Source organism: Paenarthrobacter sp. YAF11_1 (assembly GCF_052113445.1).
Lineage (GTDB): Bacteria > Actinomycetota > Actinomycetes > Actinomycetales > Micrococcaceae > Arthrobacter.
Window position 1 is genome coordinate 21,718 of sequence record NZ_JBFRDF010000010.1, and the last position, 25,058, is coordinate 46,775.

The 25,058-nt window shown below is 64.2% G+C and carries 29 protein-coding genes; 10 read left to right on the plus strand and 19 right to left on the minus strand.

The window, feature by feature from the left end; all coding sequences use genetic code 11:
* The first annotated feature begins 61 nt into the window (after positions 1-61).
* Positions 62-703 (plus strand): TetR/AcrR family transcriptional regulator, encoded by a 642-nt coding sequence (locus AB4Y77_RS15640; protein ID WP_442014563.1) that lies wholly within the window; start codon positions 62-64, stop codon positions 701-703.
* Between the two features lie 243 nt (positions 704-946).
* Complete coding sequence (locus tag AB4Y77_RS15645; protein ID WP_442014564.1) at positions 947-2,350, plus strand: protein kinase domain-containing protein; 1,404 nt, start codon at positions 947-949, stop codon at positions 2,348-2,350.
* A gap of 115 nt (positions 2,351-2,465) precedes the next feature.
* Here AB4Y77_RS15645 and AB4Y77_RS15650 read toward each other — a convergent pair whose 3' ends face one another.
* Complete coding sequence (locus AB4Y77_RS15650; RefSeq protein ID WP_442014565.1) at positions 2,466-3,935, minus strand: polysaccharide deacetylase family protein; 1,470 nt, start codon at positions 3,933-3,935, stop codon at positions 2,466-2,468.
* 88 nt (positions 3,936-4,023) lie between these two features.
* The gene (locus AB4Y77_RS15655; protein WP_442014566.1) at positions 4,024-5,253 is read right to left on the minus strand and encodes a GAF domain-containing sensor histidine kinase; all 1,230 of its coding nucleotides are present in this window, start codon (positions 5,251-5,253) and stop codon (positions 4,024-4,026) included.
* A 78-nt stretch (positions 5,254-5,331) separates the two neighbouring features.
* Between AB4Y77_RS15655 and AB4Y77_RS15660 the strand changes: the two genes are divergently transcribed.
* The 5 genes from AB4Y77_RS15660 to AB4Y77_RS15680 all read left to right on the plus strand — a co-directional run bounded on the left by AB4Y77_RS15660 (position 5,332) and on the right by AB4Y77_RS15680 (position 9,846).
* Positions 5,332-6,741: an MFS transporter gene (locus tag AB4Y77_RS15660; RefSeq protein WP_442014567.1), complete on the plus strand. Its 1,410-nt coding sequence runs from the start codon at positions 5,332-5,334 to the stop codon at positions 6,739-6,741.
* 161 nt (positions 6,742-6,902) lie between these two features.
* Positions 6,903-7,280, plus strand: a complete 378-nt coding sequence (locus AB4Y77_RS15665; RefSeq protein ID WP_311211913.1) for a DUF7793 family protein — start codon at positions 6,903-6,905, stop codon at positions 7,278-7,280.
* On the plus strand, positions 7,277-8,365 hold the full coding sequence (locus tag AB4Y77_RS15670; protein ID WP_442014568.1) for a DUF998 domain-containing protein: 1,089 nt from the start codon (positions 7,277-7,279) through the stop codon (positions 8,363-8,365). The genes AB4Y77_RS15665 and AB4Y77_RS15670 overlap by 4 nt, the downstream gene beginning before the upstream one ends.
* A complete protein-coding gene (locus AB4Y77_RS15675) occupies positions 8,365-9,270 on the plus strand; it encodes a cation transporter (RefSeq protein WP_442014569.1) in 906 nt (301 codons plus the stop codon). Before AB4Y77_RS15670 ends, AB4Y77_RS15675 begins: the two co-directional genes overlap by 1 nt.
* Positions 9,271-9,366: 96 nt before the next feature.
* The gene (locus tag AB4Y77_RS15680) at positions 9,367-9,846 is read left to right on the plus strand and encodes a hypothetical protein (RefSeq protein ID WP_442014570.1); all 480 of its coding nucleotides are present in this window, start codon (positions 9,367-9,369) and stop codon (positions 9,844-9,846) included.
* 127 nt (positions 9,847-9,973) lie between these two features.
* On the opposite strand, the gene AB4Y77_RS15685 is transcribed toward AB4Y77_RS15680, so the two are convergent.
* The 14 genes from AB4Y77_RS15685 to AB4Y77_RS15750 form a co-directional block, all read right to left on the minus strand.
* Positions 9,974-10,978, minus strand: a complete 1,005-nt coding sequence (locus AB4Y77_RS15685) for a hydroxyacid dehydrogenase (protein ID WP_442014571.1) — start codon at positions 10,976-10,978, stop codon at positions 9,974-9,976.
* Positions 10,975-11,883: a carbohydrate ABC transporter permease gene (locus AB4Y77_RS15690; RefSeq protein WP_311211918.1), complete on the minus strand. Its 909-nt coding sequence runs from the start codon at positions 11,881-11,883 to the stop codon at positions 10,975-10,977. Before AB4Y77_RS15690 ends, AB4Y77_RS15685 begins: the two co-directional genes overlap by 4 nt.
* On the minus strand, positions 11,880-12,851 hold the full coding sequence (locus AB4Y77_RS15695; protein WP_442014572.1) for a carbohydrate ABC transporter permease: 972 nt from the start codon (positions 12,849-12,851) through the stop codon (positions 11,880-11,882). Before AB4Y77_RS15695 ends, AB4Y77_RS15690 begins: the two co-directional genes overlap by 4 nt.
* Positions 12,852-12,911: 60 nt before the next feature.
* Entirely contained in the window at positions 12,912-14,225 is a 1,314-nt protein-coding gene (locus tag AB4Y77_RS15700; protein WP_442014573.1) for an ABC transporter substrate-binding protein, read from the minus strand.
* Between the two features lie 120 nt (positions 14,226-14,345).
* On the minus strand, positions 14,346-15,449 hold the full coding sequence (locus tag AB4Y77_RS15705; protein ID WP_311211921.1) for a substrate-binding domain-containing protein: 1,104 nt from the start codon (positions 15,447-15,449) through the stop codon (positions 14,346-14,348).
* A gap of 80 nt (positions 15,450-15,529) precedes the next feature.
* Complete coding sequence (locus AB4Y77_RS15710) at positions 15,530-15,904, minus strand: hypothetical protein (protein WP_442014574.1); 375 nt, start codon at positions 15,902-15,904, stop codon at positions 15,530-15,532.
* The gene (locus AB4Y77_RS15715) at positions 15,901-16,530 is read right to left on the minus strand and encodes an Asp23/Gls24 family envelope stress response protein (RefSeq protein WP_311211923.1); all 630 of its coding nucleotides are present in this window, start codon (positions 16,528-16,530) and stop codon (positions 15,901-15,903) included. The genes AB4Y77_RS15710 and AB4Y77_RS15715 overlap by 4 nt, the downstream gene beginning before the upstream one ends.
* On the minus strand, positions 16,527-17,111 hold the full coding sequence (locus AB4Y77_RS15720) for an RNA polymerase sigma factor (protein WP_442014575.1): 585 nt from the start codon (positions 17,109-17,111) through the stop codon (positions 16,527-16,529). The genes AB4Y77_RS15715 and AB4Y77_RS15720 overlap by 4 nt, the downstream gene beginning before the upstream one ends.
* An 81-nt stretch (positions 17,112-17,192) precedes the next feature.
* A complete protein-coding gene (locus tag AB4Y77_RS15725) occupies positions 17,193-17,423 on the minus strand; it encodes a CsbD family protein (RefSeq protein WP_311211925.1) in 231 nt (76 codons plus the stop codon).
* A 79-nt stretch (positions 17,424-17,502) separates the two neighbouring features.
* Positions 17,503-18,162: a hypothetical protein gene (locus AB4Y77_RS15730; protein WP_442014576.1), complete on the minus strand. Its 660-nt coding sequence runs from the start codon at positions 18,160-18,162 to the stop codon at positions 17,503-17,505.
* On the minus strand, positions 18,159-18,740 hold the full coding sequence (locus tag AB4Y77_RS15735; protein WP_442014577.1) for a hypothetical protein: 582 nt from the start codon (positions 18,738-18,740) through the stop codon (positions 18,159-18,161). Before AB4Y77_RS15735 ends, AB4Y77_RS15730 begins: the two co-directional genes overlap by 4 nt.
* Positions 18,737-19,108: a hypothetical protein gene (locus tag AB4Y77_RS15740; protein ID WP_311211928.1), complete on the minus strand. Its 372-nt coding sequence runs from the start codon at positions 19,106-19,108 to the stop codon at positions 18,737-18,739. The genes AB4Y77_RS15735 and AB4Y77_RS15740 overlap by 4 nt, the downstream gene beginning before the upstream one ends.
* Positions 19,105-19,296, minus strand: coding sequence for a DUF2273 domain-containing protein (locus tag AB4Y77_RS15745; RefSeq protein ID WP_442014578.1), 192 nt, complete (start codon positions 19,294-19,296; stop codon positions 19,105-19,107). Before AB4Y77_RS15745 ends, AB4Y77_RS15740 begins: the two co-directional genes overlap by 4 nt.
* A complete protein-coding gene (locus tag AB4Y77_RS15750; protein ID WP_442014579.1) occupies positions 19,293-19,811 on the minus strand; it encodes an Asp23/Gls24 family envelope stress response protein in 519 nt (172 codons plus the stop codon). The genes AB4Y77_RS15745 and AB4Y77_RS15750 overlap by 4 nt, the downstream gene beginning before the upstream one ends.
* A gap of 215 nt (positions 19,812-20,026) precedes the next feature.
* Between AB4Y77_RS15750 and AB4Y77_RS15755 the strand changes: the two genes are divergently transcribed.
* The 3 genes from AB4Y77_RS15755 (at position 20,027) to AB4Y77_RS15765 (ending at position 23,175) form a co-directional block, all read left to right on the plus strand.
* A complete protein-coding gene (locus AB4Y77_RS15755; protein WP_442014580.1) occupies positions 20,027-21,928 on the plus strand; it encodes a DUF2264 domain-containing protein in 1,902 nt (633 codons plus the stop codon).
* Positions 21,929-22,048: 120 nt separating this feature from the next.
* Entirely contained in the window at positions 22,049-22,237 is a 189-nt protein-coding gene (locus AB4Y77_RS15760) for a hypothetical protein (protein WP_311211932.1), read from the plus strand.
* Between the two features lie 137 nt (positions 22,238-22,374).
* Positions 22,375-23,175, plus strand: a complete 801-nt coding sequence (locus tag AB4Y77_RS15765; RefSeq protein ID WP_311211933.1) for a DUF1206 domain-containing protein — start codon at positions 22,375-22,377, stop codon at positions 23,173-23,175.
* Positions 23,176-23,211: 36 nt separating this feature from the next.
* Here AB4Y77_RS15765 and AB4Y77_RS15770 read toward each other — a convergent pair whose 3' ends face one another.
* The 3 genes from AB4Y77_RS15770 to AB4Y77_RS15780 form a co-directional block, all read right to left on the minus strand.
* On the minus strand, positions 23,212-24,081 hold the full coding sequence (locus AB4Y77_RS15770) for an AraC family transcriptional regulator (RefSeq protein WP_311211934.1): 870 nt from the start codon (positions 24,079-24,081) through the stop codon (positions 23,212-23,214).
* Between the two features lie 294 nt (positions 24,082-24,375).
* Complete coding sequence (locus tag AB4Y77_RS15775; protein ID WP_311211935.1) at positions 24,376-24,636, minus strand: hypothetical protein; 261 nt, start codon at positions 24,634-24,636, stop codon at positions 24,376-24,378.
* Complete coding sequence (locus AB4Y77_RS15780; RefSeq protein WP_089596629.1) at positions 24,629-24,898, minus strand: GlsB/YeaQ/YmgE family stress response membrane protein; 270 nt, start codon at positions 24,896-24,898, stop codon at positions 24,629-24,631. Before AB4Y77_RS15780 ends, AB4Y77_RS15775 begins: the two co-directional genes overlap by 8 nt.
* Positions 24,899-25,058: the final 160 nt, after the last annotated feature.

The following is a 25,058-nucleotide window of genomic DNA, read 5'->3' on the forward strand; positions in this document are numbered from 1 at the left end:
TTGATGCTATTGGTCATGCGACCAACGTGCTATTGGTCACTAATCCAATAGACTGTTGAGCATGGTGTCAAGCCCCACATCGCAACGCGTCCGCAAATTACCTGACGAGCGCCGTGCCGAAATACTCGCCGAGGCCGCGTCCATTGCCCTGGGTGAGGGGCTCGAGCGGATAACCCTCCGCGCTGTCGCGGACCGCCTTGGTGTGCGGCCCGGCCTGATCAGCCACTACTATCCGGCCGCCGAGGACCTGGTGGTCGCAGCATTTGTCCTGGCGGTATCGGAAGAGCGGGAAGAATTATTTCCCGACGGCGGAACGCCCCTCACGCGGATGGCCCACCTGGTTTCCCGCATCGAGGGCGGCGGAGCCCTGGAGCTCACCCGGCTCTGGCTCAACGCCCGGCACCTCTGCCGCTTCACTCCCGCGTTGGCCGATGCCATGCTGGCGCAGGAATATTTGGACCGTACCCGGCTGACCGCCCTCATTGAAGATGGCGTGGCGTCCGGTGACTTCGCGGTGGAAGACCCGTTCGCGGCCTGCATCCGGATCTGGGTGGCCATTGACGGCGTCGGCTCCTACGTCAACAATCCCGGATCCTTCGACTATGAAGCGTTCACGCGCTTCGTGACCGACGTTGCCGAATGGTCCCTGGGCGTGCCCGCAGGCGTGTTGCGGACAGCGGTGGAACGGCAGCGCGAGGCCTGATTTTCACCCCTCTGTTCGCCGTTATGCAGCACCCCGCATTGTTCTTCCCATCGCTTAATCAGTATCCTGATGACTTATCTGGTGAAACCGGATGATGCTGTTTGGGCTTCTTGCCTGGGCCGTAGGTGGCTGAAGCAGTCGGCCCCGCGGCCATCGTGAAAGTTTGATTGACGGCATTACTTGGTGACGCAAGGACAGCGGTTGGGTCCGTGGCTCCAGGGATGCCTGAAGGACGTGACATTCGTGGGCAACAATGACGAGGCCGTGGACTCCCGTGTCCCCGATTCCATCGACGACACACTTGACGGCCGCTACCAGCTGGGGCCCGTCCTGGGCAGGGGCGCCATGTCGGCTGTCTACCGGGCGACAGATCTGCTGCTGGGCCGCGAGGTGGCCATCAAGATCTTCCTCCCAGGCTCCGGTGATGACTCGTTCCGGGCCCGCCAGCACAACGAAATGCGGTTGCTGGCGGCCTTCGACCATCCGGGGCTCGTAGCGGCGTTGGATGCCGGCGTGGACACCCGGAACGACGAAGAACGCGCCTACCTGGTCATGGAACTTGCGGAAGGCCGGGACCTGCGGGCCGTGCTGTCGGATGGGCCGCTGACCGTTCCTGAGGCCGCGCGCATAGGGATCAGGCTGGCCGGGGCGCTGTCCCAGGTTCACGCGCAGGGCGTCATCCACCGTGACATCAAACCGGCCAACATCCTGGTCTCCGACGACGACGCGCTGGGGGAGTCAGTGAAGCTGGCCGACTTCGGCGTGGCGCTGGTGATGAACGACAACCGCCTGACCGCCACCGGATTCACCGTGGGCACGGCTCAGTACCTGAGCCCAGAACAAGCCCAGGGTTTGCATCTGACTCCGGCGAGCGACATCTACTCGCTGGGCCTGGTTCTCCTCGAATGCCTCACCGGCAGGGCAGAGTACCCGGGAACGCCCATCGAAACGGCGTCAGCGCGCCTTCATAGGGCACCACAGATCCCCGTGGAATTGCCCGGCCCATTGCGTTCGCTCTTGGAAGCCATGACGGACATGGATCCTGAAAAGCGGCCCGGCGCGGAGGAGGTGGAACAGTCGCTTGCCGAAGAAGGGATCCAGTCCGGCCGCAGGACGGCGTTGCTGCCAACCGTGCCTTCGCGCCCTCCGATTCGGACAGCCACCCGGAAGCAGGCGACGGTTACCAGCATCCTCGACTTCGGCAGGCGCCGCCCCAGGACGGTCAAGGGTGTTGCCGCAGCAGCCGTGACCATACCGCTGGCCCTCCTGATCTTCTCGCAAGGAATCAATCCCGCCGGCAACAACACCGCCGATCCCTCGCAGCCGGCTGATCCCGGCATTTCGCAGGCCGAGCCGCAGCCAAGCGGTCCTGCCGGCCCGGCCTCGCCCGTGGAGCCGGTGACCGCGGATCCAGCCCCTGCAGAGACAATGCCGGCAGGCACTGGGCCAGGTGGGACCGTGCAGGCCGAGGTGGTGGACCTCTCTGAGGCAACCCGCCCGGAGCAGGTTCCAACGCCTGCCGACCAAGCGCCTGCCGATCAAACGGCCGGCGGGCAGGCGCCCCTGACGGGCAAAGACCTCGCTGGCCAGAAGAGCGAGGGCAAGAACGACAAGAAGTCTGAGAACGGCAAGGGCAACGGGAAGTAGTCCAAGCACTGGTGACCAGCGCACGACGGCGAGCTGCCATCGTCGTGCGTCAACTTCCGGACGCTCCGCGGCGCGTGAGGTTTGGCAGCGCTGAAAGTTCAGTGACTGCACAGATTCAGCGGGCGGGAACGCACCCCGGTGAGCTGCCCCGGCACTTATAGCTCGCCCCTGGCGTGAGTTCGATCCCGGCGAAGAGTTGCGGGAGGGTCACCAGGTAGAACCCCCTGCCTTTGAGTTGCGTGATGAGTTCAGCCTGGCCGTCCACGGTGGATGCGTGGACGTCGTGTTGAAGGATGATCGATCCGGGCTTGACCAGGCTCATGACCCGCGGCACGAATGTTGCTTTGTTCCTGGACTGCCAATCCAGGGAATCGACATCCCAGAGAATCTGCGGCAACCCCACGGATGCGGCCACGGACTTGTTGGTTGCGCCGTATGGCGGCCGCACGTAAGCCGGTACCGCACCTGTCGCCTTTTCGATGGCGTTTTGGGTGCTTTTTACCTCACCTTGTATGCCTGCGGGAGGAAGTTTGGTCAGGTATGGGTGGCTCATGGTGTGGTTCGCGATGGTGTGGCCCGCTGCCGCCACGGACGCAGCCACCCCCGGGTTGGCCCTGACGTAGCCGCCCTGCTGGAAGAACGTGGCAAAGACGTTGTGCTTTTCCAGAATGCCCAGGAGTCGGGTGGTTTGGGCGTTGGGTCCGTCGTCGTAGGTCAGCGCAGCGCAGGCCACGAGGTCGCAGTCGATATGTTCCACGCCGCCAGAGATGGGTTGCGGAAAAGCGGGTGGTGTCTTGGCGATGATCGCGCTGCGAAGGGACTCACCTGCCGGGGAAATGACCTCGGCAGAGGTGGCGGCGTTCAAGTTCACGGTGACGGGGTGGGGCAATTCAGCCCCGGATGCGGAGTTGTGGCGGAGAGTGACGCTGAGATTGCCATCCGCCGTGAACCCGACGGCGGTCAACCCGACGGCGGGGAGCGCCCCTGCTGTTAACGCCGCAGCATCGCCCACCGACGTTGAAGGTTCCGTAGCTTCGGCGAGTATTGTCCGCAAGGTGCCGGTCATGGCCGGGTTGATCAGGCCTGCACTGTCGGTGACAACGCCCGTGGTGAGGTCTTCGTAGGTGATCTCGTCGATGAGGCCGGTCCGGACGCCCCCGGCCATGGTTGTTTGAACGAACCTTGCCCCCACCACACTCCCGGCCGCCAGGATGATTTCGTGGGTGACCGACACGCCGTCGGACAGGAGCGCAGCCGGGGTGGGCGGCAGGGCCGCGGGTTCGTGGCGTCCGCCGGCGCGGGCATCGAAAATGCTGAGCAGCCGGGCATCGAGCCTGCTGTTGAAGGACTCTGCCCCGCTGATGTATTGCCACGTGGCAACGGTGGGTGAGGTCCCGGACGTCCGTGTTGTCACGTCCACAATGGACGTGCCTGGGGCGATCTTTGAGGGCGCCGTCCCGATCACCGCAATCGCGGGCGGGGCCAGCGGCACTGACGGGGAGCTCATGGGGACACAGGCGGCCGTGAAGAGCACGATGACCATGAGGGGGATCGCGAAAGGTGAGCGGGCTGGGGCGGACCGCATCACGTTTCTTCTACCGGAAATGCGCTGTCGTCATGCCTCGAATGATGACAGCTGCAAGGGCAAGGACCCGGGAGACGCCCCGGTGGGCTTAGCTTCCGGAGGGAAAACTGACTGCCACGGTGGTTCCGCCGCCCGGGGTTTCAGCAAGGGTGAGGTCGCCTCCGTGGGCTTTGGCGATGCTGCTGCAGGTGGCCAGGCCCAGGCCGGAACCCGGACCATCGCCCTGCCTCCGTAGGCGCACCAAAGGTTCCAGGACCTTGGCGCGGTCCCCGGGGGCGATTCCCTTGCCGTTGTCCGCAACGGAAATGGTGGCCCCATGATAGTTGGAAACGCCGCTGATCCGGATCCGGAGGTCGCGATCGGGGCTGCGGTAGTTCATGGCGTTGGACAGGAGGTTCTGCAGCAGGGTGCGGAGCTGGCCGCGGTCCGCGTGGAGCCTGAGCTCCTGGACCTCCACGATGCCATGGTTCTCGATACCTAGGTCCCGGGCAACCTCCTCGGTGACCTCGCGCAGGGAAACGTGGGCGGGCTGGATGCCACCGCCCACGCGGGAGTAGCTCAGGACATCTTCCAGCATCCCGAGCATCCGGCGGCCGCTGGCACCGATCCGGTCCAGGTACTTTGCAGCAGTGCTCTGAGGCTCCACGTCGGGATCGTCCTCCACCAGTTCCACATAGCCGAGGATGGTGGTCAACGGGATGCGGAGATCGTGGCTGACGCGGCCCGCGAATCCAGCGAGTTTGGCGTTGCTGTCCCTCAACTCGGTGTAGGTGCGGTCCAGCTGGACGGTGCGGTGCTGCAGTTCGAGCAACTCCACTACTTGCTTGGCCAGGACCTCCAGCATGCTGACCTGTTCGGGGCGCAGCTCCTGGGTCTTGTCGGAGAAAACACACAGGGTCCCGGGGACAAACCCGGACTCTGTTTGCAAGGGAACAGAGGCGTAAAAGCGGACTTTGCCGATTTCCCCGGTGACAAAAGGATTGTCCGCGAAGCGCGGATCCTTGGACGCGTCCGCCACCACCGTCCTCTCGCGGGAGAGGAAGACCTTGGCGCACATGGAGTCTTCCCGGGAGCAGACCCCCGGGTCCACGCCCCAGGCTCCGATCTGGTGCTGGTACTCGGCACTGATGATGTTGACCACGCCAAAAGGTGCGCCGCACAGCTCCGTGGCCAGCCTCACGAGGTTCTGCAGGGCGCTCATGACGGCGGCATTGGGCAGGAGGGTTGAATCCACGGCGGGATCAAGCCCGTATTCCTGAAGTTCCAAGTCCCTGCCGGCGTCCTTGGTGAAGGACAACTGCCCCTGAATTTCCGTCATAAAAACAATCCCCCAAGAGTCTCGTGAATTCCCTGCCGATACTACCGGGAGGTTGGACCCGGTGGTTTACTGGAACGCATGACCGAGCAGGAACCGGCCACCGCCGCGTCTACTGACAATATCGATCTCTCCGTACGAACCCCGGCACAAAGATCCCGCACATTTACGGGGATCCTGGTCAATACAGCCATGGCCAACATCACCACGAGCTACCTTTGGTTCGCGCTGACCTTTTGGGTGTACCTGGAGACCCGCAACGTGATTGCCACGGGGGTGATCGGCGGCGCCTACATGCTGTTGATCGCCCTATCCAGCATCAGCTTCGGCACCTTCGTGGACCGTTACAGGAAATTGGCCGTGATGCGGTTCGCCGCCGCGTTCACCCTGGTGATGTTCGTGTTGTCCGGGGTCATGTTCCTGCTGACACCCGAGGAAGCGCTGCTTGACCTGACGCAGCCCTGGTTCTGGATCTTCACCATGATCATCCTGATCGGCGCGGTGGTGGAGAACATGCGCAACATCGCGCTGTCCACCACAGTCACCATCTTGATAGAGCCTGACCGCCGGGCCAACGCCAACGGGCTGGTGGGTATGGTGCAGGGGCTCATGTTCATTGTGACCTCGGTGCTTTCCGGGTTGTCCGTGGGTTTGCTGGGCATGGGGTGGACCGTGGTTGTCGCACTGGTGCTCACGGCGCTGGCCTTCGGACACCTGCTGACGCTGCGCCTGCCGGAAGAAGTACGGGCGGCCGCCTCCGACGCCGAAGGTGGATTCGACCTGCGGGGCTCCTGGGCTGCCGTCATGGCAATTTCCGGACTGTTCGCACTGATTCTCTTCTCCACGTTCAACAACTTCATCGGCGGCGTCTACATGGCGCTGATGGACCCCTACGGCCTGGAAATGTTCTCCGTGGAAATGTGGGGAACCGTCTTCGCCATAGGAGCCACCGGGTTTGTGGTGGGCGGCGCGCTGATCGGCAAGTTCGGCCTCGGCTCAAACCCCTTGCGGACCATGCTCATCGCAGTGGGGCTGATGGGCCTCCTCGGTGCCGTGTTTACGCTGCGGGAATGGGCCTGGCTCTACATCGTGGGGATCTGGCTGTACATGGCGTTGGTTCCCGTAGTGGAAGCAGCCGAGCAGACCGTCATCCAGAAGGTTGTTCCGCTGCCCCGCCAAGGAAGGGTGTTCGGCTTCGCCATGGCGTTCGAGTCAGCGGCCGCCCCCATCACCGCCTTCCTCATTGCCCCGATCGCCCAATTCTGGATCATCCCCTACGCCCGTTCGTCCGAGGGGGCAGCACAACTGCAACCGCTGCTGGGTGAGGGCATTTCCCGCGGCATTGCCTTGGTGTTCCTGGTGGCCGGCCTCGTCATGATTGCCGTGGCGCTGCTTGCCTTCCTGACCCCGGTCTACCGGCGTGTCTCAACCTCGTATGCGAAGACAGCCGCAGAGGAACCCGAGAACGCGGACTCGCCCGCGGCGGGTTGAGCTGTGGACTCCTGGCCTGCTGGACCCGGAATCCGAGCAGTCGCGCACCCAAAGATCACTCGTTTCGGATGAGACGGGGTGATTGTCCGTGGGTGCAGGGTTGAGTCAGATGGTGGCGCCGGGGGCAGCGCCACAGATGCCACAGAGAGGGAGATACTTCCATGGCTGAGAAGGATCCCTGCGACTACGTCATCGGATTTGAACCGGACGATGTCATGTTTTTGGTGTGGAATTCCGGGGTCCGCATCGAAGCTGCCAACGCCCGGGCCGCCGTCGAAGCTGTGAACGACCTCGCCGCGGGCGGCAGGTATCCCCTCTTGGTGACCATGGCCGAGACCGCGCATCTCAGCCGCGCAGCCCGCGACGTCTTTGTTGAACCCTGCGCGGCCTCGAGGATTGCCCTCTTGGGAAACAACCCTGTGGACCGCATGCTCGCCGACTACCAGTTGGCCGTTCAAGAGCCGCCATGCCCCACGCGCTTCTTTACCTCCGAAAGTGAAGCGATCGCCTGGCTTCGGCTCGGAAGAACCGCGCCGTGACCAAACCGGCGTCGGACAGCCCTGCCTCTCCGGTGACTGTTCCCGCTGATCCGCCCCGCCGCTTGGCGAACGAGTCCGAGGCCCTTCTGGCTGCTTCCTCCGCCGCGGCGGTTGCCGGAATCGCAGCGTTGCTCATCTTCTTCGGCCGCACCCCACCACTGTGGGGCGGCGCCTCCTTGGGGCTGGTGACTGCAGGCGCGGTTCTGGTGCTCGGGTTGGTGGCGGCGTACATCGGCTACTGGCGCTCGCGGTACCTTCCGGATCAGGGTTGGCGTCTGAGCCTTCCACCGTGGAAGTTCATCCTGGACGCATCAACTGTTGCCTTGGTCCATGCGCTGATCGCGGCGATCGCTACAATCGCCGTTTTCCTCCTGCTGCAGCGGAGCTTCCAGGGACTCACCGTAGATATCTATGCGGCCACCGTGGGCATGGCCGTTGCCACCGGCCTTGCCGCGTATTGGATCTACCTCTCGGTGTATGACATCAGCACCCGCAAGCTGTCCGGACTCCTGGTGCTGTTCATGGTGATGAGCATTGTGGCCAGCATGGCGACGTCGCAGGACCCCAAATGGTGGGAATACCACTTCAGCCAGCTAGGCACATTGGGCGGCGCCTCCAGTGGCTTGTTCAATCTGTCATTGATTGTTGCCGGCTTTTTCATCACCACCTTCGCCGTGTACCTGGACCGGGATCTTCGTTCCCTCATCGCACAAGGTGTGCTGGTCAACCCCTGGAGCGCAGGACTATGCTCGGGTGCTTTCGTGGCCATGGGGTTGCTGCTCGCGGGCGTGGGCATTGTCCCCTTGTCCGTCAGTTTCCTGATCCACACCTTGTTCGCCTCCGGGATGGCCGTGGTGTTCATCCTGTTGCTGCTGGCTTCGCCGTTCATTCTCCGCGGCCTGCCCCGCCGCTTCTTCCTGGTGTGCGCCAGCTTCCTCGCCGCCTTGATCGTGTCCCTGGTGCTGTTCTACCCGGTGGGCTACTTCAACCTCACGGCGTTCGAGCTCATTGCGTTCGTGATCATCTACGGCTGGATCGCCGTCTTCATCCGCCTGCTGGACGCCCTGGCCGCCGGGAACAATTGATGGCGGCCGGACAATTGGGGGCCGAAAGGCGTGCACTGCAGGCTTCGCTGTGGGTCTCCGCCGTTTCGGCAGCAGGGGCACTCTTTCTCGGTGTGCTCAGCGGGACCAGGATCATCGTCTTTGACGGCGCCTACATGGGTATTGGGCTGGTCCTCACCGCGATCTCCTTGAAGGCGTCCTCGGCCTCGGCCAAGGGGCCCACGCGCCGTTTCCCCTTCGGACGCGATGCACTGACCCCGCTGGTAGTGCTCATCCAGGGTTTGGCGGTGGCCGGGACGCTGCTGGTGGCTGCGGGTGATGCTGTGGTTGTCATACGCGACGGCGGTTCGCCGGTCAGCGCCGCCATCATCGCCATCTACGGGGCTGCGACGGCGGCCGTTGGGTTCGGCGTGGCTGCGTGGATGGGGAGGGCGGCACCTGATTCGGATCTGGTGGTGGCCGAAATCGCGCAGTGGCGTGCCGGGGCGATCCTCAGTGTCATGATGCTCCTCGGTGCTGGGGTGGCGTTGGTCCTGCAGAACCTTGGGCTGGACGACGTTGCCCTTTATGTTGATCCGGTCCTGGTCCTGGTGGCCTGCCTGATTTTGGCGTACATCCCCCTCGGATTGATCCGGACCGGGTTGAATGAGCTCCTCGAAGGCGCGCCGTCCCCAGAGCTCGATGCCGCCATCACCGCAGCAATCCGCGGTGTCCGGGCAGCGTACGGGCTGCAGGAACCGCTCATTCGTTCCGGGAAAGTAGGGCGGAAGCTTTACGTCGAGGTTGATTTTGTGGTGGTCGGATCCGAATGGAGCGTGGGCGAGGAAGACGCCGTCCGCCGGGCCGTTGTCAAAGCTCTGGAACCTTTGAGCCTGGACGTGTGGGCTTATGTTGCCCTCACCGCGGCCCCGGAACTCTTCGAGTAAACCAACGCCATCCCCCGCTTCGGATGAGAACTCCCAAACCCACTACCCCTCGTCCGGGAGGTATGGAAGTATCGGCAAATGGACCAATATCTGTGGGTGTTGAAGCAAGATCAACTTGATTTGATTCGCGAATTGGAGCCAGCCAGGCTTGAGCTCCTCGATGAGGAAGGCCTGCTGCAACTGCACAAACGGGTCCGGCGGGCCCGCAACAAATACACCACCAATTACCGGCGCAAAGCCGCTGACGAAGTCTTGGAGGCCGGCGGGCGCGGAGCTGCGTCCAACAAATCCGACAAAGCACGCGCCCGGGCGTTCGTGTTCGAGGAAGCACTCTCGATCGTGAGCACTGAACTGGCCCGGCTGGCCCACGAAGCCGCCGAAGCCCTGAAAGATGAACGGCTGGAACGTGCCAGCGCAGGTAAGTCCACTGGGCCTGCGTCCTCCGGTTCCGGCACTAAATCGGCAGCGGGTTCGGGCCGGGCACGGTCCCACCAAAAGACTACGGGCGGGGTGAAACGGGATGCCTCCAGCCAGTCCCAAGGCGCCCAACGCCAAGCCAAGAAGGACGCGCGCTAAGGAGCCCACCACTTAAAGGCGACAATCGCAGGACTTAAAGGCAAGAAGCGCACGACGGCGGCAGGTCGCCGTCGTGCGCTTGTCGCCTTTGCGCGTTTGTTGCCTTCGCGGTCCTCCACACGGCGCCTCAGGCCGTAAACGCCAGGTCCTCCAGCCTTACCGGGAACCGCAGTGCTTCCCCGCGGGACAACCGCAGTGCCTCGTTCACGGCGCTCGCCGCCATGCGTTCCAGCTCATTGCCCAGCGATCCCGCCACATGCGGGGTGAGCAGCACGTTGGGATGCGTGTAGAAGCGGGATTCGGCGGGCAGCACCCACGGGGTAGTCACGTCCAGGATCGCGTAGAGGTCGCCGCGTTCCACCCGTGCGAGCAGCGCATCCTGGTCCACCAGCTCGCCGCGTGAGGTGTTGATGAACGTGGTGCCCGGCCGCATCCGCTCGATCAACCCGGCGTCCACGAGGTTCTTGGTGGACGGCAACGACGGCGCGTGGAGACTGACAACATCGCTGCTTGCCGCCAGCTCCTCCAAACCGACGAGCCCGACGCCGAGGACGGTCGCCTCCTCGGGAGAGAGATAAGGATCGGCCACCACCACCTCCAACTCGTACGGAGCCAGCAGCCTGATCACGTGCCGCCCGATCTTCGACGCCCCAATGATGCCCACGCGCTTCCGGTAGTTGCCCATGTCCGGGAAGAGTTGCTCAGCCAGGACGTCGGTCAGGGTGGTGTGCAGGGCGCGGGCGATCTGGAGGACGCGCTTGTTGGCGAGGATGATCATGGCCACGGTGTACTCGGCTACCGGGATGGCGTTGGCGTCCGCTGCGGAGCTGACCTGGATGCCTCGTTCCCAGCAGGCGTCGCCGATGTGGTGTTTGACGCTGCCGGCGGCATGCAGGACATGGCGCAGCCGGGGTGCGGCATCGAGGACGCTGTGGTCGATCATCGGACACCCCCAACCGGTGATGAGGATGTCGGCCTCCGCCAGTACGGCGCGGCCTTCCGGCGTCGAGAAGTCCTGAATGGGGTCACGGCTCAGCAGCGTCAGCGCGGGCTCCAAGGGATCCAGGCTCCTGGGCGGAAACACCGCCCGTGCCGTGTGGGCCGGCATGGCCAAGGCAACATTCAAGGTCACTTGACGCTCCCTGCGGTGAGGCCGGACTTCCAGAACCGCTGCAACATGATGAACGCGAGCAGCAGCGGGATGATCGAGAGCAAGGAACCCGTGATGACCATGGGCGTGAACTCTGGCTGGGGGATGGAATAACCCTGCCAGATGGAGATGCCAACGCTGACGGGCAGCAGCTTCTGGTCCTGGAGCATCACCAGCGGGAGCATGAAGTTGTTCCAGACGCCCACGAACTGGAAGAGGGCGATGGTGATGTACCCGGGCATCATCATGGGCAGCCCCAGGGAGAAGAAGGACCGGATGGGTCCGGCTCCGTCAACGCGGGCTGCTTCCAGGGTCTCGGCAGGAACGTAGGCAGCCGAGTACACCCTGGCCAGGTACACCCCGAACGGGTTGCAGAGCACCGGGATGAGGATGGCCCAGATGGTGTTGGTCATACCCACCAGGGAAGCCAGGAGGTACATAGGCAGCACCGTGGCCGTGTTGGGAATCAGCACGCCCACCAGGACGATCCCGAAGAACGAGTCCTTGCCGCGGAACTGGAATTTATCGAACGCGTAACCGGCCATCACTGAGATGAGGCCGCCAAGGATTGCTCCGAAAGCGGCGTAGAACATGGAGTTGGCCATCCAACGGAGGAACATCCCGCCGTCCTGGTTCAGGACCGCCATGACGTTCTCGAAGAAGGCCGGTTCACCAAAAGCGTAGGCGGCGGTGCCATAGAGATCGGCGGTGTTCTTGGTGGAGGCGAAGAACAGCCACACCACGGGAAGCACCATGTAGGCGCAGCCCAGGATGAGCAGGGCATTGACGGTGAACGTACTCGCGAAGCCGCCGTTGCGGGCGTGCCGGCGCCTGCCCTGTGCCGGCGCCTGCCCTGTGACGGTGCGGGAGATCGTGGAGGTGCTCATGCTGTGTTCCTTGAGCTGAAGCGGGTCACGGCCCAGGACAGTACTGCAGCCATGAGCGCGATGATGATGGAGGCCGCCGCGGCCTGGTTAAGGTTGTGGCGGTTGAAGGCGGCGTCGTAGGCCCACATGTTGGGTACCCACGTGCTGGTCACCGATGCCGTGGCCTTGGAGATGATGGACGGCTCCGTGAAGAGTTGGAGCGTGCCGATCACCGTGAAGAGCATGATGACGCTCAGCGCCGGCAGGATCAGGGGCAGCTTGATGCTGATGGCCGCACGGATCTCGCCTGCACCGTCCACACAGGCAGCTTCCAGGATTTCCCGGGGCACGGCCTGGAGGGCGGTGAAGAGCACAATCACGTTGTAGCCCGTCCACTCCCACACGGCGATGTTCACGATGGACGGCAGAATCATCTGGTTGTCCAGGAAGTTCAGCGAGATTCCGCCGGTTTCCAGGACTGAGACGATCGGGCTGACACCGGGCGTGTAGAGATAGGTCCAGATCAGTGCCGCAATGACTCCGGGCACCGCGTGGGGGAGGAAGACGAGCAGTTGGAACAGTTTCCGGGCCCGTGCCACGGCAGCGTCCAGCAGGAGCGCAAACGCCAGGGCGCCGCCCACCATGCAGGGGATGTACAGCACGCAGTACAGGGCGAGACGTCCAATGCCGCCAATGAAGCTCTCGTACTGCAGGACCTGGACGTAGTTTTCCAAGCCCACGAACGCGGTCTTGGCTTCACCGAAGCCGAGTCCGGACTTTTGTTGGGCGAAGAAGCTGAGCACCACTGCGTAGATCACCGGCGCAACCATCGCGAGGGCAAATATCGTGAAGAACGGGGTCAGGAACAGCGCAGCCGTTCGGCCACCAGTTCCGGACATTGCGCGGGGTTTGCGCGGTTTTCGGGGTTCGACGGCGGTGGCTTGCTGGGGCTGTGGGGGTGGAGTGGACGCTGTGGCATGGATGGACATAATGATTCTCCTCGCTGGCAGGGCGGCAGCGTTGTCACGATGCCGCCCTGCCGTGCGGGCCTACTCCTTGACGGAGAGGCCGTTCTGCTTGAGTCCGGCCACTGTCGCGTCCTGGGCGGTATCGACGGCGTCCAGGACCTTGCCGCCGCTGGTCAGCGTGCCGTAGGCGTCCTTGAGTGCGGTGTTGGTGATGTCCCAGTTGGGACCCCACTGCCAGCCCGGCGTGATGGTGGAGTATGCCTTGTCGAAGACTTCGTAGATGTCGTTGCCGAAGTAGCCGGCGTCGAAGGCTTTCTGCGCCACGGGGGTCAGGCCCGGATAGGCAAGGAAGGCAGAGCCGGTGTTGCCGCGGGCAGTGATGGCCTCCTTGCTGGTGGCGAGGAACTCGATGAACTTCGCCGCAGCGGCCGGATTCTTGCTGCTCTTGGTGATGTTGAAGCTGGAGCCGCCGTAGAACGCGTCTGCCGGCGTGCCCCAGTTGGGCATCTCGGCAGCGATCCACTGACCCTTCTGGCCGCTGGCCTCCGTCCGCTTCTGGATACCGGTGGCGCTCCAGTTGGCACCCAGGACTCCGACGACGGCGCCGCTCGCCAGGTCTGCGGACCATTCGTCACTGAAGGACTGCTGGACTTTGACGATTTTCTGGTCGATCAGTTTCTGCCAGTACGTGGCGACCTTCCGGGTGGCTTCGTCGTTGACGCCCACCTTCCAGCTGTCGCCTTCGGTGCCGAACCACTTGCCGCCTGCCTGCCAGGACAGCGCAGCAGTGAGAGCAGCCTCGTTCGGGTTGAAGCTGGCCAGGTGCGCGTCGGGGGCAACGGCCTTGAGTTTCTTGCCGGCCTCCTCGAATTCCTGCCAGGTCTTGGGTGTGGCGACTCCGGCCTTATCCAGCATGTCCTTGCGGTACCACATGATCATCGGCGCGGCATCGTAGGGGAGCGCGTAGGTCTGCTCGCCAAACTGCACCAGGGCCTTGGTTTCATCCGTGAGTTTGTCCACGGTTTCAGCCTTGTTGATGTAGCTGTCCAGAGGTTGCAGCTGGCCGTTGCTGACGAATTGGGGGAGCTGCGGGTACTCGATGGTGGCAACGTCCGGGCCATTGCCTGCGGTGATGGCAGTGGAGAGCTTGGCGTAACCGCCGGCACCGCCGTTGGGGATGGTTTCGAAGGTGACTTTGATCTTGTCCTGGCTGGCGTTGAACGCTTCCGCCACCTTGTCCATACCGGCCATGGAGGACCAGAACGTGATGTTACCGCTGGGGTCTTCCACCGGGGTGGGGGCTGGCGTGGCGGCCGGGGTGCTGCCACAGCCGGTGACGAGTGCAGCACTGGCCATGAGGCTGGCTGCTCCAAGCAGAAGCTGGCGACGCTTCATTCTGTTCTCCTTTGAAGTTCACGATGCGAAAGTCGTGGTGCTCTAGGCACTTTCGGACTATGCACCATGAAATCCACAAAAGTGAACATCATCAACAAAATGAACAGAAGTAAACAGCGGCTACGGCTGCGTGGAGCCGCGCACTTCCAACGACGGGGACAGGTTCACCCGCTGCAGCGCGGACGTGCTTCCGCGCCGCGCCCCGATGCGGCTCAGGCACATCACCAAAGCCTGGTGGCCGACGTCGTATTTTGGCGGTGCCACAGCGGTGAGCGGGACGGCACCGAGGGCGGCGATCTCGTCGTCGTAGGAGACGATCGCGAAGTCCTCCGGCACGCGGATCCGTCGTTCCAGGCAGGCACTGACGAACTGGAGCGCGTCCTCGTCGGTGTGGACCACGGCGGCCGTCACCTCCGCCGATGCGCACCAATCCAGGATCCGGTCCACCAGTTCCCGATGGGCTTGGGGATCGTTTTGGGCCCGGGACATGGCACGCACCATCGAGTCATCTCGGGCATGTCCGGCCCGCTGCATGGCCAGGTGGAAGCCGTCGATGAGTTGCGGGGCAGTGGGGCTGTTCTCACGCAGGCAGATAGCGATCTTCCGGTGCCCGAGGCCCAACAGGTGGTTCACGGCGATCTCCGAGCCGCGGACATGGTCGCTCCGTACGGCTTCGAGCCGGCCGTGGTCCAAGGCGTCGTCGATGGACCGTTCCACCACAACCACCGGCACCTCCGCCTCGGCCAGCAGGTCCAATGTTTCGGTACCCGCCAACGATTGCCCGCTGGGGGTGATGAGGATTCCATCCACGCCGTGTTCGTAGAGCCGCCGCAGCTGCCGCCGCTCTTCGGCGTCCGAATAGTTGGTGACGCCCAGCACCAACCGGACGCCCGCTTCCTGCGCGGCGGCTTCAGCGCCGCGGATAACGCCCGGGAAATAATACGACGCCGACGGCACGATCATCCCGATGGTCGCCAATGGCCGCCTCCCACCCGGACGCCAGGACGTGGAGGGCTGCGTCGCGGGTCCAGCCGACGGTTTGCCGCCCACCGGGATGGCGCCACCGTGGACCCTTTCCAGCAGGCCCTGCTCAGCGAGCACTGCGAGGTCCCGCCGCACGGTCATCCCCGAGGTACCCAATTTCGCCGCGAATTCGCTGGCATTGAGCGAACCGTTCAGGGCGAGTTCCCTCAGGATGAGCTGTTGACGATCCTCGGTCAGCATGCAGGTGTCCGCCTATCAAGTTCACTTGTGTTCAGTTTGTTCATTATGAACCAGAACCCGGCGTCTTGGACCCCAGTCGCCTAACTGCCCAGCTTCACGACGGAAATCTCGACGACGGCGGCCCGGGGGAGAAGGTGCCTGCGGATCGCCCCGGCTGCTTCGCGCGTCACGGCCGGAGCAGGACGGGAAGCATTCACTCCGATCCTGACTTTCACTGCCAGTGCGTCGGCCGTCTCGGTCAGGCCGATCAGGGGAAGTGTCTCTCCCGTGACCGCGGCCAGGGCGGCACCGGCTATGGACTGCCACAACGGCTGGGCGGGATAGACCGAGTGGACCCCGTCTACCGCCTGGACGAGGCCGAGCAGTTCCTCAGCCAAGGCGGTTGACGCGGCTGCTGACCCGTCTGCCGTCCCGCCTGCAGGGGAAGTGTTCGCGGCTTCCAAAAACTCCGTCATGGCTGGTCCTCCGTGTTCAGCGGATCGGTGGTGGCGGGTGTATCTGTGGGCTGAACCGGTGCCGGCGGCTCGAGGACGTCCGTCACGGTGATGTTGATGGCGTGGATGTTCAGCTCGGTCTGGGCTGCCAACGTCCGTGCCAGCTCGTCGCGTAGGGCAGCTGCGCGTTCTTCCATGGGGTGTCCGTACACCACGGCCACTTCCACCTCCACCGTGATGGGGGCTCCCATGGTGGTCACCTCTCCCTGCAGCCGGCACTTGCCGGCGGCCGTCCCAGGGAGTGCATCGGCCACGGACCGGATCAGGGCGGAAATGGCTCCTTCGGATTCCCACAGCGTGTCATCAGGGTGCTCTGCCTGCAAGGGAATGCTCCGTCCGGGCCGCAGTTCCAAGCGCAGGTTGTCGAGGATGGCCTGCATCCAGTCGTCGTTGCCTGAGCCCGCGTCTGCAACATCGGACCGGAGCAAATCTCCGCCGAGTTGGGAGAGGCGGCGCAGGGAGGCCAACGCGGCCTGGCACTCGGGGCACCTCTCCAGGTGCGCTGGATCGTCAATCTGTCCCGTGTCCAAGTAGGCACTGAGATCCGCAAGGCTGTGCCCGCATTCGAGGGTGTCGTTGGTGTTCATCGCCATTCCTCCATGGTGCGTGCGAGCGTGATCCGTGCCCGGGCCAACCGGCCGCGGACACTGGCGGGGCTGATGTTCAATGTCAGCGCAATCTCCTCGTAGCTCTGGTCATTGAATTCCTTGAGTACCCAACAGCGTCGTTGCTCCTCGGGGAGTGCGGCGAGCGCGGCCTTGAGCGCCTCCACCCGCGAGGTGCTGACAGCGTTGTTTTCCGGATCCTGGGTCCTCGTCCGGGGGCTGTCATCGCGCTGGTTTTCCACGTCGTCCAGATCCACGTGGTGGCGTCGTCTCCTGAGGTGGTCGATGCTGCGGCTGCCAAGGATCCTTAACAGCCAGCCTTTGACGGCGGCAGGCTCGCGGAGGGTGTCCAACTGCTTCCAGGCCTGCACCAGCGTTTCCTGGACCACGTCATCGGCGTCCGCGAGGCTGCCGGTCAGCCGCCGGGCGGTGGCGCGCATCAGAGGGCCGTGGCGACGTGCCAGCGCTTCGAAAGCTGCCGTGTCGCCGTCGGCCGCCCGGCCGGCCAGCAAGGCATCCGGAACGAGGTCCAGTTGGTGCTGCGCCGCGGGTGAACCAGTCACATTCTGCCTTCCCAGTGGGGTCGAGGTTCATGGTGGAAAGGGGCCGGTCCCGCATCGCTGCGGGACCGGCCCGGGAGAGGCCTACTTCTTGGTGAAGCCCTCTTTGAGCTTCTGGGCCGCATCCTTGATGTTGTCTCCGATGTCGGCGGCGGCGTCTTTGACCTTTTCGCCTGCCTGCTGGAGTTTTGCCTGGGCCTGATCGTGCTGGCCTTCACGCTCCAGCGACTGGTCGCCGGTCAGTTTTCCGGCACCTTCCTTGGCAGCCCCGAGGTGTTCGGTGGCGGCGTTGTTGATTTTGTCGTTGATTCCCATGGTGTTCCCTTTTCTTTTCAGTGCGCGGGCTCTGTGGTGCCCGCGCATGGTTTGGGCGGAGAGAAGTGTGTTCCAGCGGTTACCGAGTACGTCGCGATCCGGACACCTGGGTTCGGGCGCCGCTGGTAATTCGGACCAGGACGGGGATTGGATGTCCCAGCAGGGCATCTATTTCCCGGATGAGTTCTTCGGCGGTGTCGGCAAGTTCCCGTGGTGAGCTTCCCTTGCGGGCTTCCATGCGGAGCCGGAGGGCGGTTCCCCGCCGTGACTCCCAGGCCGAAACGGACGTGGCCAGGACGTCCCGGTTTCCGCTGAGGGCTTCCCGGAGGGCTGTGGAGACCAGGCCAACATCCACCACAGTCCGGCCGCGGGCGCCGCCAGTCCCCTGGGATCCATCGCGTACGTCGGTCCCGTCCCGTTGCACAGTCCCGTGCCTTTGCTCGGCGAGGCGTGGAGTGCGTCCCCCGCCCTGGGAGGCGAGCCAGGCTGCGCTGAGGGCGACCCACACCAGCAACACCGCGATTCCGGCCACCAGCCACCAACTCCGGACGGGGTCCGGTAGGGGTGCGGTGCCCACGAGGTTCCTGCCGGAATCCCGGACCGATGATGCCGTTGCTGTCCAGGCATCCGCTGCTCCCGGCAAGGTTCCGGCCGCGATGACTGCGGCGCCGGCTCCCAGCAGTGCAAGGCCCAAGAGGGCAAGCAGGATGCGGTTCAGTGCACGGTTTGTTTGCCTCATTGCCCTACTGCTCCTTGGTTCAAGACCCGGACACTCGAGGAGGCCCGGCGGTCCAGCGCGAAGGCGGCCAGTTCGCCGTCGACCGCTGTTGTCACGGACTCAAGGTCCAACGGAACGCCCGACGTCGGACGCACCTGGACGCGTACGGACCGCCCACCGACGGTGGTGGTCACCTGCCCTGGGGCCAGGCCGGCGGCGAGCCGGGTGGTGTTGGAGAGAGCTGCGGCGATCACGTCGTCGTCCACCACCACGGCGGCGCGCTGGCTCGCCAAGGAGCGTCGGGCCTTCCGGCCCCTGCCCACGGCAAGTCCCAGCAGCAGCAGCCCCAGAATTCCAAGGCCCGCTCCGGCCGCTGCCATTCCCGCCGGGACCGTGGTGACCGGAAGGTCCACGAGCCACTGGAACATCTGTGCGGGGCTTGCCAGCAGCGGCTGGTCCTTGAGGATCCACAACACGGCTTCCACTGCGAGCCAAAGGAAAACGACCATCAGAATGCAGGCGGAAATGATGGACGGAAGAGCCCGCGAAGAGTGGGTTTCGCGGCGGATCATCCGCCGTTGGGTTCGATCTTGGGTCACAACACTCTCCTTACATCGACTCGGTCCGTGGATTGTTCCTTGGACTGCTTGGTGCGGGGCTGCTCCTTGGCACCGGCGAGACGGATATCCACCCGGCCGATCTCCAAGCCGGTCAGCTCCAGGCCGCGGGACACCAGTTGCGTTCGTGCTGCCTGGGCCTGTTGGAATACGGTGCCTGTGGTTTTCCGCGGTCCCAGAAGCGGCGGGAGTGACAGCTTGACGGAGAGGCTGACCCCGAGCTTGCCGGCGTCGTCATCCAGTTCGGCCGCCACGTTTCCTGCACCCACCCGGAAAGCCTGGGCTGTGACGGCTTCCAGGGTTTTCCGGAGAGCGTGCTGGGTGATGCGCGTGTGGCCGGCGCGACTCATGATGAAGAGCGCTTGCCCCGCAACGCGTCCAGCACGCCGCGCAGGTCAAGCTTTCCTTCGGCGGAGCGGCCCAGGACAGCCCCGACGCCCATGAACAGTGCCGTCAGCAGGAGGCCCCAGAATCCAAAGGCCAACCCTGCCAGCGCCAGGATCGCTCCTATGGCCGTGCCGGCGATGGTGGGGTTCATGCGACCCTCGGCTCACGGCCGGCATCGTCGGTCTCTGCGTCCTCGGAGGGAACATGGATGTCCGTGATGGTGATGTTGACCTCGGTGACTTCCATTCCCACCAGGTCCTCGATGGCGTTGTAGACGGCGTCGCGGGCGTTGTCCGCTACTTCCTGCAGCGGGTGCGGGTACTCAACAACCAGGGTGACATCCACGGCCACCTGGGTTTGGCCCACTTCGACGCTGACGCCCTGGGTGAGGTCTTTCTGGCCCACCTTTTCGCGCAGGTTGCCGATGGCGCGGGCAGCGCCGCCGCCGAGGGCGTGGACTCCAGGGATTTCCTGGATGGCGATGCCGGCGATTTTGGCAACGACGCCGTCGGCAACTGTCGTGGCACCGCGGCCGTCCTTGCCCTTGTTCAACGCGGCGGCGTTCGTTGCGGGGGCGTCGGCGTCAAGCGTGGCGGGGGTGTTGGTGGTCGCTGCCGTGCTGTTCTTGGCCGGAACGTCTGCGGGGGTGTGCGTCTGGATCGTCATGGCAATCAGTCCTGTCAGTTGAAAGCGGCTATGCGGCTTGGTTCGCTACGGCGTTTGTTTCGCCGTCATGAAGAAGACGAACCCAGCGGGCAGATCCTCACGGTGTCTTTTGTGTGAGCTGCATCACGTATTGGTGTTCACTATTGTTTAGCTGGGCCCGCTCCGGATCAGCGGCACCTAAGGTGATGAGGCTGGAACTACCCCGCAGGAGACTCATGGCCACCGGCTTCACCATGCCCGCCCCGGATTTTGACCTCAGCCCCATCACAGGCTGGACGCGGGAGCACTGGGTTTCCTTCGCGGATCAGCAGCTCCTCGCTGTGCGCCCGCACTTCTCCGCCCTAAAGGCGGCCATCCGGCTGGACGGCCGACCGTCGTCGTCGGGCGCTGTGTCCGACGCCCTGGAGGGCTTCGCGCGGACGTTCCTGCTGGCGGCTTTCCGGCTGGCGGGGGAGGAGGGCGAGGATCCCTTCGGCCATCTGGACCTCTACCGTGAGGGCCTCCTTCACGGCACGCAGAAAAACGGGCCCGAAGCCTGGCTGCCCATCACTGACCGCTCCCAGCCCATGGTGGAAGCCGCGTCCGTGGTCCTTGGGCTCCAGCTCACCAAGCCCTGGCTGTGGGACACGTTGTCCGCCGGGCAGCAGGAGCAGGTAGTTGCCTGGTTGCAGGGTTCCTCGCACAGCACCTGCGTGGACAACAACTGGGTGCTCTTCCAGGTGATGATCGCCGAGTTCCTGGCCGGTGCGGGCTTTGAGCACAACGCAGCCCAGATCGAGCATGGCCTGGACAGGCTGGACGACTGGTACGCAGGCGGAGGTTGGTACCGGGACGGAGACAACCACGGTTCCGGCGATTTCTTCGACTACTACTGCGGCTGGGCCATGCACCTGTACCCCATCCTGTGGGCCGAAGCTGCTGCCGGACGCCATGCACAGGCCGATCACCGCCTGGAAATCTCCCGCCGCCGACTCGCCACATTCCTGGAGGACCACCTCAGGTTCTTCGGTGCCAACGGCGCCCCCGTGTTCCAGGGCCGCTCCCTGATCTACCGCTACGCCGCCGTAGCGCCCCTCTTTATGGGCGAGGCGATCTGCGCCACGCCGCTGGCCCCCGGCCAGACCCGCAGGATCGCCAGCGGTGCCGCCAAATACTTCCTCGACGGCGGAGCCTACGACGACGGCCTGCCCTCACTCGGGTGGTTCGGCGCTTTTGAACCAATGACCCAGGAATACTCCGGGCCGGCCTCGCCGTACTGGACGTCCAAAGCCTTCGTCGGGCTGCTCCTCCCAGCCGACCACCCCGTATGGACCGCCGTTGAGGAGCCCTCGCCGTTGGAAGTGGCGGACGGCCTGAAGCACGCGGAAGCCCCCAACTACCTGCTCCATTCCACCGCGGCCGACGGCATCGCCCGCGTGCTTAACCACGGCAGCGACAAGTACTACGCACCGGGACCGGACGATCCCCTCTACCGCCGCCTCGCGTATTCAAGCCACACAGCGCCGCTGTTCACCCAGGACCCCATCGACAACCATTTCGCCATCTTCAACGACGCCGGGACGCCCAGCAGGCGTTCGCGGATCCACCGGCTGCCTGCCGGGCAGGGCCAGGCGGCCAGTTGGCACGCCCCGGTGTGGAGCGATGCTGAGGATCCCGCCCATTCGGTCTGGAGGGTGGCGACGGGGACCGCCGCCGCCGGCGGATACGAACTGCGTGTGCACGCAGTTGAAGCGCCGGACAGCTCCACGCTCATGGTCCGGGACGGCGGGTACGCGCTCGCGGGTGATCATCCGGTGCCGGCCGACGGCACACTTACTGACGGTCGGCTGCACACGGCCATCTGGCCGCTCCATGGCTACGCGGACAGCGGCACTTACCAGGCCAAAGGGGTGTCCCCTTTCGGTGCCTTTGCCACCTGTGGCTATCTGCAAGGCAGGCTGTCCGGGGAGCGCAGCTGTTTCGCCTCCCTGGTGTATCTCGGCGGCGAGCCGGCCGCCTGGGTTCCTCCCGCCGTCGGGCCTTCTCCCGCTTTTGAACTGTTCGACGACGGCGCCAGCGTCTCCGCCCGCCTCGCCTTGGGCCCGGGCCAGGTGCTGGAAGTGGTGTTCCCCTTCTGAGGTGTGGGCCCGGAATCTTGAGCAAATCTTGAGATGACCCGGCGCCCTTCTTGAGGGCTCCGTCCGATGGTTGAAACATCAGCCAAGCCGCTGATGGAGCTTCCAGGAAGGACCACCGAAATGACTGACCAGATCTCCACCCAGTCCTCGAACGTCACCGCCGCCCACGACGCCCTGTCAGGCACCGCAGAGGCCGTCCGGCATGCCGGCGAGGTTCTCGGACAGACGCGGGTGGCCGTTCGTGAGCAGTTCAACCCGTTGGGTGTGGGACTGCGCAGTATCTGGCCGCAGTCGGTGGTCGGTTTCTAAGGGTCGTGGGTGCCCAGGAACCCTTGGGCTTTGACGTGGGCAGGCACCTCCCTCACGGGGGAGGTACCCTGCCCGGCCTCATTTAAGGGACGATGGAGGCAGCTCATTAAATAAGGAGGCTTGTCATCAAGGAAGAGATGAGGAAGGCCGCCGATGTGGCTGAGGAAGCTGCGAATTCGCAGGCCTTCGCCGCTGTGGCGCGCGCCGGGTACGTGGTCAGCGGGATCCTGCACGTGCTCATCGGCGTCATCGCCCTCCAACTGGCGTTCGGAAGCAGCGGCGAGGCCGATGTCAGCGGGGCCGTGACGTCCCTTGCCAGCCAGCCCTATGGGCCGCTGCTGCTCTGGGCCTGCTTCGCGGCCTGCACCGCGCTGGCACTGTGGCAACTGGGGAACGCCATCCTTGGCCACCGGAACGGCTCGGACAAGATCACCAAGAAGCTCTCCGCCATCGGGCAGGCGATCGTCTTCGCCGCCCTCGCCACCACCATCGTCTCGTTCATTGCAGGCAAGGGCCAGAACAGCCGGGAGTCCAGCAGCGACTTCACGGTCACGCTCCTCAAGGCGCCATTTGGCGTGTTTCTGCTGGTCGCGGTGGGTGCCGGCATCGCCATCACGGGGATCGTCTTCGCCGTGCGGGGATTTCGCCGGAAGTTCACCAAGGACCTCACGTTGTCCTCCAACAGTTCGGTGCGGAAGTTCCAACTGGGGGTAGGTGTGGTGGGGTACATCGCCAAGGGGATCGCCCTCTTCCTGGTGGGCCTGCTGGTGGTCATCGCCTCCGTGCGTGCCCAACCCGAGCAGTCGACCGGGCTCGACGGCAGTTTGAAGGCTCTCAGGGAGCAGCCGTATGGGGTGTACCTGCTGGCTGCCGTAGCAGTGGGGCTGATCGCCTACGGCCTGTTCCTGATGGTCAAGGCGCGGACCCTGCGGACGTAGGTCCCGGACTCCTGTATTACCGTCGCCGTGGTGGTCTTACTGTTTCCCTGAGTCCTCCCGCTCCACCGGAATCCAGAGCTGCCCGCGGCCGTGGGTGCCGCCTGCTTCCACCTGGACGCTGAGCATTTCAGGGCCGGGTGCCCACCTGTACGGGTTGGCCGGGAACCACTCCGTAGCTGCGTCTGCCCACATGCTTTGCAGGACCTCCGGGAACTTTCCTTCGGTTTCGAAAACCACCCACAGGCCTGCCGGAACGTCCATGGCCGCGAACCCTTCCGGTGCCTGCTGGCTGGATGCCACCGCATGCCAGTAGTCCAGCTCGCTTCCCTCGCTGCGCTGCTCATCGATGTTGTCAGTGACGGACAGCGGGCCCGCCGGCTCCATGTCTGCCAGCCCCAGTAAGCGCTGGGTGACAGCAGGATCCAGGCCCCGTTGAAAATCGATGATGGCCTGGTTGGGTCCTTCGTGGACCAGGGGGACGCGGGCTTTCAGGCCAATAAGGCGGAAAGCGGATTTGTCTTCAATGCGGTGTTTCATGTCGGTATTCCCTTCGACTCGCAGGTGGAACCTCAGCTGAGGTTGGGAATGAAGCACGGCGCCGGCTTGCCTCGCTTCAGACGGCGTCAGGCCGTGCATGGCTTTGAATGCCCGGGTGAACGCCTCGGCAGAGGCGTAGCCGTAGCGGACAGCAACGCCCAGGACTGTGCCGCCGTCGATGATTTCCGCTGTGGCCGCTGTCAGGCGGCGCCTCCGGATGTACTCCGAAACCGGCAGCCCGGCCAGGGAGGAAAACATCCGCCGGAAGTGATACTCGGACGTCATGGCGATCCTGGCCAACGTCCCCACGTCAATGTCTGCCGTGAGGTCCTGCTCGATTGCCTCGATCGCCCGATTCCACTCCTGCATGCTGACCCGTTCCCTCGTTGTGTTTCCCTGCCGTGTCTTCATTCCTGCCCTTGACGCTACGCAGGGCCGGGGGCCGATGCCCCACCTATCCTTGCCCGAAAATATCAGGGCCCCGTTTGGTTGGACCGTGCGATCAGTGCCGATCGCACGGCACGCCGGGCAGCAAAGCCCCGAAACGGGACCGCCTCCTTCGCGGGAATCCGAGGCAACGCAAGGACCCGGAGGCTGCGGCTGCAGCGCTCCGGGTCCTTGGTGTTATTCAGTTACTGCCGTCCGGTGACAACCGGTTCATTCCTACGGGCGACTTGAGCCAGACGCTTCTTCATCCGGTTCGGACGAGAAGGGCCGGTCCTCAGGGGTGTCTTCCGTGTTGTGTTCGTCCAGTTCGGCGTCTGCCGACGGGACCGTCTTCTCGGCGTAGTCCCCTGCGGTGTAGTCGCCTCCGGCGTCATCCTTCAGGGTCTCCGGGGATACCCCGGTATCGCCGTAGTCGCCCTCGGAGTACTGGCCTTCGAGTTCGTCGCCCTTGGCGTCGCGGTTCTGGTTGTTAGCCATGGTGTGTCCGGCGGCTGGTGACCAGGCCGTAGATCAGCAGCACGATGATGGAGCCGCCGATAGCCAGGAGCCACGTTGTCAGGGAGAAGAATTCCTGCAGGCCCGTACCGAAGATCAGGCCACCGATCCAGCCGCCCAGGAGAGCGCCGACGACGCCCAAGAGGAGGGTGATCAGCCAGCCACCACCCTGGCGGCCGGGAAGAATAAGTTTAGCGATAGCGCCGGCCAAAAGGCCGAGCAGAAGAAAACCAAAGAAACCCATTTTTGGTCCTACTTTCTTGTTGATGGAAACTTGCTGATGGAAATTCCATGAACGTGATGAAGCGAGTAAGTTCACCGGGCGCCTGTTCCAAGGTTTAGGCACCGTAATGGGGCCCCTGAAGGCCCTATGGCATGTGGGGGAGTGGAACTGTTTATGCAAC